Source organism: Pseudomonas sp. GW822-FHT04C11 (genome assembly GCF_058800905.1).
This window is the reverse complement of the sequence record NZ_JBXAMS010000007.1, coordinates 128706-140816: the sequence shown is the minus strand read 5'-3', so window position 1 is coordinate 140816 and position 12111 is coordinate 128706. Positions and strand designations below refer to the sequence as shown.

The following is a 12111-nucleotide window of genomic DNA, read 5'->3' as shown; positions in this document are numbered from 1 at the left end:
TTACAGATCAAGCACCAGCGGTTGCTGGCCCTCTGCCGGAACCGCACAGCAAATCAGCACTTCCCCCGCACCGGGTAACTCCGCCGGGGGCTGTGGATAACTCACCTGACCGCTGATCAAACGGGTCTTGCAAGTGCCGCAGGAACCGCCGCGACAGCTGAACTCTGGCCGCAAACCCTGGCTTTCTGCCAACTCCAGCAAACTGCCGCCGTCCGGCTGCCAGCGAGCATCAATGGCCGAGCGCTGAAACACCACCGCGACCGAGGTGGTGGCCACTGGAGGCTGATCGATGACTACCACCTCTGGATCCGGCTGCCGACGTAGCGTCGAAGGACCAAAGGTTTCGGCGTGAATCCGCTGATCGCGGATATCCAGCCCACGTAAATCGTCGTATAGCCCTTGAGTGAAACTGCTCGGACCACACAGGACAAAATCCAGCTGATCGTAGTCTTCCACCAACAGGATGGTTTTAAGCAGTGCGAGGTCGATGCGCCCGGTCAGGTCAAAATCCTCGCCTTCCAGGGCTTCGCGTTCCGGCTGGCTGAGCAGACGTAATACCCGAACTGCGTCATCCGCGCCCTCCAGCAAGCGCTCAAGCTCAGCGCGAAATGGCTGATCAGCCAGGCTACGCGAACTCTGGATCAACCAGGTCGGGCGGGTACGCCGTGTGCGCTGGCCCTGGTAAACCACTTCACGGAGCATCGACAACAAAGGCGTGATACCGACCCCGGCCGCCAACAGCACCAGCGGCCGGCGTTCATTGGCGGCCAGCGTGAAATGCCCTTGCGGTGCGCGGGCTTCAATCAGGTCACCGACCCGAATGTGTTCGTGCAAATGTGACGACACCAACCCTTCACGTTTCACGCTGATACGAAAGAACTCATCGGAGGGCGCACTCGACAGACTGTAAGTGCGGATGTGCACCTGGCCATCAAGCGTGAAACGCACCGGCAAGTGCTGCCCGGCCTGGAACAGCGGTAACCCGGCGCCGTCAGCCGGCTCCAGATAGATCGAGCGAATGCTCTGGCTTTCCCGCTCGATCCGGGACACCCGCAATGGCCGCCAGTGATCGCCCAATGCCGCTGCCTGCAACCTGGCGGCAGCCTGTTCCCAGGTGCCGGTCAGCAGACTGGTGGGCGAAATCCCATCGAAGCGCCAGCGCAACGCCAACGCTGCGGGTCGCCGAACTACCTGCTGCACATGCAGCTTCCACAACCGTTCGGCGCCTTGAAAGGCTTCTACTTGTGGGCCATCGAGGATGATTTCGGTACGACCGCTGACCTGCAGCAGATCGCCCGTAGTGAAATCGATAAACAGCAACCCCGCCCGCGGATTGAGCAGCAGGTTGCCCAAGGTATTGAAGTGCAGATTGCCGGCAAAATCAGGGATGGTCAGGCAGTCACCCTCGACCTGAACAAAACCCGTCAGGCCACCACGGTGGGAAACATCCACAGAGCGCGAGTTATCCACATCCACGTAACTGGCGACAAAAAGGGTGTCGGCATCCCGAATCATCGCCGTGGCCGCGTCATCCAGCGAATTCAGGCGCTGTGCGATACGGGTCGACGGATCGGCCAACGGCACCGATTCGAACTGCCGCAATTGAATGTACTGCGGGCAATTACCGAAAGACTGCTCGACCGAGACGCTCAGGCCTTGCGCGCCAATCGTGCTGACCCGGCCGTTGATCCGGTTACGCCGCCTGGTGTGTAACTCGATCCCCAGCAAACCAATCGCCGCCCCGGCGTGTAATTGCGCCGGGTCGTTCAGCGTTGGCAGGCTGTCGAGTTGCAACTGTGCAGGTTCAGGGGAATGGGCGAACCCCGGTGGGCCTTCGAGGATACTCGCCCAAGGGTTACCGTCGGCGTCCACGGCACCGAACACCATGAACGGCAACTGCCGATAGAACTGCCGATGCTGATCCGGCATTTGCTTGCGGATCACCTTGCGCCCGTGCGCTTCCATACGCTCGGCAACCCCTGCATGAGCCTGCAACTGTTTCTCGCCGGCATGCCAAGGTGAAAGCTCCATCACGGTTCTCCCCTGCGCACCCGGCGCAGTGTGAACGGCCCGACATCGTCGGGCCGTAGCGCTTCAGGCAGTTTGCAATCCGGCCACGGTGCGTGGCATGCCGACAAAACCGGGCAAGGCCTCGATCCGCGCCAGCCAGGCCCGCACGTTGGCATAGTCAGTCAACGACACGTTGCCTTCCGGCGCATGGGCGATGTAGCTGTAGGCGGCAACATCGGCGATGGTCGGCTCATCACCCGCAAGATAGGCCGATTTGCTCAGTTCCTGATCAATCACTTTGAGCAGGTTGTGCGAACGGGTAATCACTTCATCGGCATTGTTAGGCGCACCAAATACCGTGATCAGCCGGGCAATGGCCGGACCAAAGGCAATCGGCCCGGCCGCTATCGACAGCCAGCGCTGAACCCTGGCCGCACCGACCGGGTCGGCGGGCAGCCAGCGGCCCTTGCCGTATTTCTGCGCCAGATAGACCAGAATCGCGTTGGAATCGGCCAGCACTACACCCTGGTCATCGATCACCGGGACCTGACCAAAGGCATTGAGTGCAAGAAAGTCCGGCTGTTTGTGCGCGCCTTTCGCCAGATCGACGAAGATCAGTTCGGTGGGCAGCTCAAGCAGTGAGAGCATCAGCTCCACACGGTGGGCGTGGCCAGAGCGAGGGAAGTTGTAGAGTTTGATGGCGTGCATGGTCGACTCCGCGGCTGGATCGCGCGGTTCAGGAGGGAACCGCGCTAAGTGGCGTTATCTTCCACCTGCCATCAAATCAACAGAATAACCAGAAAACACAATCAATCATTTCATCCAGCGCAATAACACCTCAGGCGCGCAATGCCGGATGTTCACGTAATGCCTTCACCGCATAGTCCACGAAACTACGTACCCGCACCGGCGCCTTGCGCCCGCCCTGATACACCACATGGATGGGCAACGGCGGCAGTTCGAAGTCTTGCAGGACGATTTCCAACTCACCGCTGGCGACCTTGCTGGCCACTTGATAGGAAAGAACCCGGGTCAATCCAAGCCCCAGAGCGGCGGCCGTGATTGCCGCCTGATTCGCCGTGACGACCAGACGCGGTTCAGGGCGAATGCTCAACACCTCTCCGGCCTCGCTAAAGGGCCAGTTTCGCTGCTGCCCAATGGACGAGGTGGCAACAATCCGCGCTCGGCCCAGATCATTGGGATGCATTGGCCGGCCATGACGCTTCAGATAATCGGGAGACCCGCAGATAACCCGCCGCACCTCGCCGACCAGAATGGCGTGCTGATTGCTGTCAGGCAGTTCACCGATGCGCACAGCGACGTCGATGCCCTCCTCGACCATGCTCACCACCCGGTCGACCAGCAACGCGTTGATACTGATGTCGGGAAACTGCTCAAGGTAACCAACCATCACCGGCGTCACGAACAACTCACCGAATAGCACCGGCGCGGTGATCGTCAGTTGACCACGTGGCTGCGCGTGACTGCCGGCGGCTGACGCCTCGGCTTCCTGAATGTCCGCCAGAATGCGTCGACAGTCGTCCAGATAACGCTGACCGGCCTCGCTCAAATGCAGGCTGCGCGTGGTCCGTGTGAGCAATTGAGTACCGATACGCACCTCCAGCGCCGCCACCGCCCGCGTCACGCTGGCAGCAGACAACCCCAGGCGCCGTGCCGCCGCAGAGAAACCCTGCTCTTGCGCCACGGCGACGAATACCTGCATTTCCTGGAGTCTGTCCATGAGCTACCTGTTGCATCGTCGTGTCCGGCCCTGAATGAGCCGGTTACAGACTGCCTTCGACATCTTCCAGACTGAAAGTCTCGGTGTTGTCGTCATAGGAGAATATTTCGGCGTACCGGCCCCAACTGATCACGTTCTCCAGCGTTTCTTCTACTGCGGTGTCACTGAGCGAGTCCCCCAACTCCTGCTCGAAACGCACACGCGGCGCCCAATGACCGCGTCGCTCCTGCAACACCTGGCGAATACGGGCGGCCAAGGGCACATAACGGAGCAGATGATCGGCAAAAATGGTTTTGCGTTCCTGGGTGCCGTACTCATCGAACAGCTTGCCCGCGTCGGTCAACTTGATGTCGGCGCCCTTGAGTTCGGCAAACCCCAGATGCTCGAGCATCTCCGCCACCGGAAACAGGTCGTCGACCTCCAGCAACAGGCGCTCGGCAACATTGGAGAGGCTGTCCTGCCCATAATACGGCTCGGCCGCCAGTGCGGAAATCAAACCCGCCATGAGGTTTGTCGACACGTCAGGCAATGGGCTGCCCAATTGCAGTTCGGCCTTGCCGGTTTTGGCATCGGCACTGCGACGGTTGGTCATCAGTGCATAGATGTCATCGACCATTTTGCGAAAGGCCGGGTCCAGACGGTTGCGCGGGTGGGCGAACGGCACACGGATTTGTGCCACGACCCGGCCGGGGTTCGACGACAACACCAACACGCGGTCACACATCAACACCGCTTCTTCAATGTTGTGAGTCACGATCAGGATGGACTTGATCGGCAGCTGGCCGCCGCTCCACAGGTCCAGCAAATCGGTTCTCAGGGTTTCTGCCGTCAGTACGTCCAGCGCCGAGAAGGGTTCATCCATCAACAGCAAGGTCGGATTGACCACCAGCGCCCGGGCAAAGCCTACGCGCTGGCGCATGCCACCCGACAATTCCCGTGGGTACGCGTTTTCAAAACCGTCGAGGCCGATCAGGTCGATCGCTGCCAGTGCACGCTTGCGCGCGGCCTTGGGTTCAACCTGCAACGCCTGAAGACCGGCTTCGACGTTTTCCAGAACGGTCAGCCAGGGAAACAGGGCAAAGGTCTGAAAGACCATGGCCACGCCTTCGGCAGGTCCGGTCAATAACGAGCCGTTATAGCGAACCTCGCCTGAGGAGGGCAGGATCAGACCGGCAATGATCCGTAGCAGCGTCGATTTGCCGGAGCCGGAGCGACCCAGCATGCCGACGATTTCACCTTCGCGCAGGGTCAGATCGACATCGCTGAGTACCTGTAACTCGTCCTTGCCCTTACCGAACCCTCGACAGACGTTCTTGAGTGCATAAATTTCGGAGTGCGCGCCTGTTTTTTCAGTCTGGCTATTCATCAAATCGACCCCTGTTAATTCAGACGGAGTTTGTTTTCAGCAACCGCGTACAACGGTCGCCACAGCACGCGGTTGAACGCCACTACAAAGAACGACATCACCACCACACCCAAGGTAATTTTCGGAAAGTCACCAGCCGCAGTGGTCTGGGCGATGTAGGCCCCCAAACCGTGAGCGACCACCTTGTCCTGCCCCCAGGAAACGAATTCGGACACGATACTGGCGTTCCACGCCCCGCCCGAGGCGGTAATCGCACCGGTCACATAATAAGGAAAGATGCCGGGCAGCATGACCTTGCGCCACCACTGCCAGCCGCGAATACGGAAATTGGTCGCAGCCTCGCGGAAGTCGTTGGGAAAGGCGCTGGCACCAGCGATCACGTTGAACAGGATGTACCACTGGGTGCCTAACACAATCAGCGGGCTTAACCAGATATCCGGGTTCAACTGATAGCGCAGAATCACGATGACAAACACCGGAAACAACAGGTTCGCCGGGAACGCTGCGAGGAACTGGGCCAGCGGCTGGATTTTCTCCGCCAGATGCGGGCGCAAGCCGATCATCACGCCCAGCGGGACCCAGATCAGCGAGGCCACCAGAATCAACAAAGCCACCCGCAGCAGGGTGATGGTGCCCAGACCGATCACATGCCAAAGTTCGCCCAGCGTCACCTCGCTGCCAACGTAAATCACGATGTGATACAGCGCGTACAGGGTCATTAGCGCAATCGCCGAGCCCCAGACCCAATCGATAACTCTTGAAACCGTCGGACTGGCCTGAACGGCCACCGCTTTGGAACGTGGCAGGCTCAGGCGCATGTTGGTGATGCGCACGATAACCCGGATAAAAGGTCGCAACAGGCGCTGAACGACGCGGGTGCGCTGGATCAGATTCAGTACCCAGGACTCGGGAGCCCCGGCCTGTGAAGCCGTGTTTTCCATCCGGAACTTGTCTGCCCAGGCTACCAGAGGCCGGAACAGGAACTGGTCGTAAATCAGGATGACCACAATCATCGCCAGAATGACGTAACCCACGGCGTGCATGTCGCGTTGTTCGATAGCGGTCGCCAGATAGGAGCCGACGCCCGGCAAGGTGATGGTTTTGTCTCCCACGGTGATCGCTTCCGAGGCCACCACGAAAAACCAGCCACCGGACATGCTCATCATCATGTTCCAGACCAGGCCCGGAATGGCGAACGGCACATCGAGTTTCCAGAACTTTTGCCAGCCGGAAAGCTGCAGGTTGCTGGACACCTCTTCCAGATCCCGAGGCACCGTACGCAGCGACTGGTAGAAGCTGAACGTCATGTTCCAGGCCTGGCTGGTGAAAATGGCAAAGATCGCTGCGCACTCCGCGCCCAGCACACGCCCTGGAAACAGCAGCAGGAAAAATGTCACGGTGAACGAGATATAGCCAAGCACCGGCACCGATTGCAGGATATCCAGCACCGGCACCAGCAGCTTCTCTGCCCGCCGGCTCTTGGCCGCCAACGTGCCGTAGACCAACGTGAAAATCAGCGCCGCCACCATGGCCGCGAGCATGCGCAATGTCGTGCGGATTGCATATTCAGGCAGGTCGCTCGGGTCCAGTGAAATGACCTGCGTCTGCAACGTCGAAATTGGAGCCCAGGTCTCGCGCGCACCAATCGAGAAAAACAGCAAGAAGCCAATCACCAACGGCATGGCGATCAGGTCCCATCGGTTGGGAAGCAATCGTTGTGCCGTGGCCGGTATGTAATGACGCAATACCTTATTCATGTTCAGTGATTCCAGTAGCGTTCTGGAGGTGATCGTTGACCACCGATCAACAGGTTCTAGAGCAACCGCGCACAGAACGGCTCAACAAGCAGTTGAAGTACAGCTAAGTACACTCTAGCGGGGTAATAAAACGACGGAGGGAGGCCACACAAACGAACGCTACGGGGCGATGCAGAAAATGGTTCAGTGGCTCAGAACTCCGGGGATCCGAACACACCATTTACCCTCTGCGCCTCACTCGGCATCTCAATGGGTGGCCCGCCGAGAATCGGCAGGATCCATGGCTGGAGTCTCCTGAACGGGAGTGAAAAGGATATTTGGACAGGAAAAGCACGACGTCATTCGGCCGCAGGTTTTGCCTGCGGCACACGCAACCGAGATCAATGCCGACGCGCTGCATTTCCGGGGCGGATTGTACGTTTCAAATTGTTACAGAAACATAAAATTGACGTATTTTTTACGTATTTGTGAATGACCACCATCCCCTTGGCAGAATCGATGCCTGTCGCCGCACCCCGATTCCACGGGCCATCTGGTAGCGAGCGGGGGGTTGGGTGAGCTGTGTTGACTTTCCCTGCTCGGCTCGCCAAAATTTACAACTTGTTACATCTGAGGTCATTTTTCTTTGGACAGTCATTGTTGTAAATCGGAGAAATCCTCCGTAAAAACTCGGCACGACCTCAGCTAGATCCCCTTAGCCAACGTCTTGCCGAGAGCAGGACGTTGCGCGCATCAGTATCAAACTCCTTCGCGTAACTAAAACATCAAACCTGAGCGGGCGGATTTTTCTGTGCGCTTCTAATCCGTACGTGCGCCTCGCGTTCGCTACGGTCACAGGTTTCTGACCCATCGCCTGCCTTCATCTGTGCAGTAGCGATTGTTTTAACGTGTTCGTACCGCCAGGTACGTAAAGGAGGGCGTCATGCCACCTGAAAAGAATCTACAGCCCTCTCAATATTTGAAGCTGTGCCGCCATGAAAAACATGAAGGAGAGACCACCTATGGACCCCAGTAATAGTAGTCCGGTCACTCTGACTGAAATGGCGGCATCTAGCGGGTAGCAGCACAACCATCACTGGCTGATCTCCTTCCTGTATTTCCCCCGCATTTCTCTCCGTGTGACCTCTTCACGACCCTGACCACTTTTGTGTCGATGGTTTAGTGCCCGTTTATTTCGCGCCCCTGAGCGCCAGGACGCCTGATTTTTCACTCGGATCCAGCTTCAGGCTGTGGTTTTCAGAGGGAAAGCACCTACGCACCTGTCCGGCGGGAATCGAAAGCGGCATCCAGCGTTACGCTTTTGGAGAGATTCGTTATGTCCAACTTGAAGATTGAAACGGCTGTTCTTGACAGCGCCCACGCCGGAGACATCCGCGGAGCATTCGGTACCATCCGTCATGACGACATCGCCCCGCGCAAGGGTTGGTGGCAGCGCTTCAAAACACTGATGGCCATCCTCGGCCCCGGGTTGATCGTAATGGTCGGCGATAATGACGCCGGCGCATTCAGCACTTACGGCCAGGCCGGCCAGAACTACGGGACCATGCTGCTGTGGACCATGGCACTGTTGATTCCGGTGTTGTACGTCAATCAGGAAATGGTGCTGCGTCTGGGGGCCGTGACGGGTGTCGGTCACGCCCGACTGATCATTGAACGCTTCGGCAAGTTCTGGGGTGCGTTCAGTGCGATCGACTTGTTCATCCTCAACGCGCTGACCATTGTTACCGAGTTCATCGGCATCAGCCTCGGGATGGATTTCCTCGGTGTGCCCAAGGTGGCCGGTGTGTGTGTGGCAGCGGTGTTCATCATGCTCGCCGCCTGTACCGGCGACTTCCGGCGCTTCGAACGCTTCGCGTTGATCCTGGTGATCGGTAGCCTGCTGCTGGTACCGATTTTCGTGATGATTCATCCACCGATGGCACAAGTCGCTCACGACTTTTTCATCCCGCAACTGCCGACTGACGGCAAGCTGTCGGAAGTGTTGTTGCTGATCATCGGCATCGTGGGTACCACCGTGGCGCCATGGCAGCTGTTCTTCCAGCAAAGCTACGTGATCGACAAACGCATCACTCCGCGCTTCATCAAGTACGAACGCGCCGATCTATGGCTGGGCATTGCAATGGTGGTGATTGGTGCCGTGGCAATGATCGCTTTCACCGCGCAGGTTTTTGTCGGTCACCCTGAGTTTGGCCAGTTCACCGATGCCGGCGCCATCGCCACAGGTATCGCCAAATATCACGGACGCCTGCCGGGCGTGTTGTTTGCCATCGCGTTGATCGACGCCAGCATCATCGGTGCAATGGCGGTGTCGCTATCGACCGCCTACGCACTGGGTGATGTCCTGAACCTGAAACACTCGCTACACCGTAAACCAGGCGATGCCAAAGGCTTTTACCTGATGTACTGCGCCTTGATCGCCCTCGCTGCGGCGCTGGTGTTGATTCCGGGCGTGCCGCTCGGCCTGTTGACCAACGCGGTACAGACGCTGGCGGGGGTACTGCTGCCAAGCGCCACCGTATTCCTGTTGCTACTGTGCAACGATAAGGAAGTACTGGGCCCATGGACGAACAAGCGCTTCACCAATCTCATTACTGCAGTCATTGTGGCAGTGCTCGTACTGATGTCGGTCATCTTGACCGCGGCGGTGGCCTTCCCGGATATGTCCGGTGAAACCATCACCAACATCCTCATCGGTGGAGGCATGGTGGGGCTCGTCATCGCCATTGCGGTGAATGTGCTGCACGCTCGCGCAGAAGTCGACAAAGGGATGCTGCCTGAGAGCACCGTTACCTTCACCCAACAAATGATGTACTCGTGGCGGATGCCGCCACTGGCACAGCTGAAGCCGATGGTACTGTCGCAACGAAACCGTATCTGGATGGGCGTGTTGCGCGGTTACCTGGTGGTGGCAATGGGTATGGTGATTTACAAAGTCATTCAACTGGCACTCGCCTAAATCTGTGAGCAGGCGGGCCGGATTGCGCAAGCTTTCGTCCCGCCTGTAAAACAACCGCTATCCCTTTGTAAGCGTCCGAACTACACCGCCTTGCAACTCAAACCTTAATCCGTTTAAACCACCGATTCACGCGCTCGCACTACTCATTGATCACAGTCAAACTAACTGAACCATACGAACCTGAACGGTGACAAACAAAGCCTCGGCCATTAGAATTTGATTATCATCGAACGCCTTAGGGTACTGCCAACTCCATGGAAAATAAGACTGCACGACTGACTGTGCTCATTGATCCCGTCAAGAAAAAAGCCCTGGAGGAGCTCTGTGCATCTCAGGACCTGACGCCTTCACAGGTCGTCCGTCAGCTTATTCGAGACTACCTGGAGACACATGGCGTGTCCTACTCGACCAAAAGCAAAATAACGGCCAATGGTAAGTAGTTCACTCGCCATGCGGCCGGCAGATCGGGAACCCGATTATCGCTCTGCCCACTAAAGCTCCGCTCAGCCGAGGTGTGGTGTCTTGTCGATCTCGAAACTGCCCAATGCACCACTGAAGTCGGCATGATAATGCTCCGGACCGAGCGCTTGGAGTATTCCTGCTTTGTCCAGCTTGCCAAGAACCTTCTCGTTGGCTTCGCACAGTTTTACGACAATGCTGCGCTTGCGTAAGTGCTCAATGACTTCGAGCAGCGTTTGCAAGCCCGTTATGTCCATGAACGGCACTCGCTTCAGACGAATAATCAATGTCCCCGGATCGGTGTGCGTTTGGGCCAGAACACGCTCAAAGGTTTCTGCTGCGCCAAAGAAAAGCGGCCCTTCAATGGTGTACACCAAAACGCCAGGCGGCAGACGAACGTGCCCATTGATCCGTAACTCAACCTCAAGCTCTTTTTCGACCATTTGCTGCACTTCGACAGACGATGCCATCCGACGCATGAATTGCAGCATCGCGAGAATGACACCAATGTTCACAGCGATCGCTAAATCGCTGAAAACGGTCAGGCTGAAGGTGATGAGCAGTATCGCCACGTCGGCTTTCGGGGCACGCTTGACCATGCGTTGAAAATGCTTCAACTCGCTCATGTTGTAGGCGACCACGAACAGGATCGCTGCCAGCGCACACAGCGGGATATCCGAAGCCAAAGGCGCCAGGAATAAAATCAGCAATATCAATGTGAGCGCATGTACAAAACCCGCGATGGGACTGTTACCTCCATTGCGGATGTTGGTAGCGGTTCGAGCAATTGCACCTGTCGCGGCAAAGCCACCGAACAAAGGGGTGACCAGATTAGCGATGCCTTGGCCGATTAACTCCTGATTGGAGTCATGCTTGGTACCGGCCATACCGTCGGCGACAACAGCAGACAGTAACGACTCGATAGCGCCCAACATCGCGATGGCGAACGCCGGGCCAATCAACTCAATCACTTGAGGCAGTGTTATTGCGGGAAGGCCGACCGCAGGTAATCCTTGAGGAATCCCCCCGAAAGCACTCCCGATCGTTGCAACGCCAGCGAACTGAAAAAATGCCTGCAGCGCCGTCACGACGACCATGGCGATCAAAGGGCCAGGAACACGTCTTATGCCAGGTATTTTGGGGGCGGTGATCACCAGCACCAGACTCGAGAGTGCTAACAGTGTCGTAGGCACATGAAAGCTGGGGAGAGCCTGAACCAGGTGCCAGAGTCGCTCATGGAAATGCTCACCGCTGATTTTCGGCAAACCGAAGAAATCTTTCCACTGCCCGACCCAGATGATCACACCAATGCCGGCGGTGAATCCGACAATCACCGGGTCGGGAATGAACTTGATGATGGCGCCAAGCTTGGTGATACCGAGCAATAACAAAATCGCCCCGGCCATCATCGTTGCGATCTGCAAGCCATCAACGCCGTATTTGGCGGTCACTCCGGACAAAATGACAACGAATGCCCCTGTCGGGCCTGCGATCTGAAGACGGCTCCCTCCGAAAAGAGAAACCAGGAGACCGCTGACAATGGCTGTGTAAATTCCTTGCTCCGGCTTGACGCCTGAGGCGATGGCAAACGCCATGGCCAAGGGCAGCGCCACAACGCCGACGATGACCCCGGAGACGATATTTCGAAGCCAGTGCTCGGGCCTCAACAGGCCCGCTTTCCAGGCTTCTCGTATCGCAATCATGACTGGCCCTCTCTGGTGGCATGTGCATAATATTTACATGAAGTGATAATAGCAAAGCCACTGAAATACCCTTTGCACAGCATCCGCGACGCTGAAAAAACCAGTGTTGAATGATCCAG

8 protein-coding genes are annotated in these 12111 nt (G+C 57.5%); 2 read left to right on the top strand and 6 right to left on the bottom strand.

All coding sequences use genetic code 11. From position 1 onward, the window contains the following. The 5 genes from AC1RJ3_RS13835 to AC1RJ3_RS13815 form a co-directional block, all read right to left on the bottom strand. Entirely contained in the window at positions 1-2031 is a 2031-nt protein-coding gene (locus AC1RJ3_RS13835; protein WP_493079279.1) for a pyridoxamine 5'-phosphate oxidase family protein, read from the bottom strand. A gap of 63 nt (positions 2032-2094) precedes the next feature. Then, positions 2095-2718: a glutathione S-transferase family protein gene (locus AC1RJ3_RS13830; RefSeq protein ID WP_493079278.1), complete on the bottom strand. Its 624-nt coding sequence runs from the start codon at positions 2716-2718 to the stop codon at positions 2095-2097. A 130-nt stretch (positions 2719-2848) separates the two neighbouring features. After that, entirely contained in the window at positions 2849-3751 is a 903-nt protein-coding gene (locus tag AC1RJ3_RS13825) for a LysR family transcriptional regulator (protein WP_054594833.1), read from the bottom strand. A gap of 43 nt (positions 3752-3794) precedes the next feature. Further along, entirely contained in the window at positions 3795-5117 is a 1323-nt protein-coding gene (locus tag AC1RJ3_RS13820; RefSeq protein ID WP_493079277.1) for an ABC transporter ATP-binding protein, read from the bottom strand. A gap of 14 nt (positions 5118-5131) precedes the next feature. After that, positions 5132-6874 (bottom strand): ABC transporter permease, encoded by a 1743-nt coding sequence (locus AC1RJ3_RS13815; protein WP_347928485.1) that lies wholly within the window; start codon positions 6872-6874, stop codon positions 5132-5134. Between the two features lie 1315 nt (positions 6875-8189). Here AC1RJ3_RS13815 and AC1RJ3_RS13810 point away from each other — a divergent pair. Beyond that, positions 8190-9830 (top strand): NRAMP family divalent metal transporter, encoded by a 1641-nt coding sequence (locus AC1RJ3_RS13810; protein WP_347928486.1) that lies wholly within the window; start codon positions 8190-8192, stop codon positions 9828-9830. A 254-nt stretch (positions 9831-10084) separates the two neighbouring features. Continuing rightward, complete coding sequence (locus AC1RJ3_RS13805) at positions 10085-10270, top strand: ribbon-helix-helix protein, CopG family (protein WP_054594837.1); 186 nt, start codon at positions 10085-10087, stop codon at positions 10268-10270. A 63-nt stretch (positions 10271-10333) separates the two neighbouring features. Here the strand turns inward: AC1RJ3_RS13805 and AC1RJ3_RS13800 are convergent, their stop codons facing one another. Next, positions 10334-11992 carry a SulP family inorganic anion transporter gene (locus AC1RJ3_RS13800; protein ID WP_347928487.1) on the bottom strand — a complete coding sequence of 553 codons (1659 nt, stop codon included), beginning with the start codon at positions 11990-11992 and terminating at the stop codon, positions 10334-10336. Between the last annotated feature and the right edge of the window lie 119 nt (positions 11993-12111).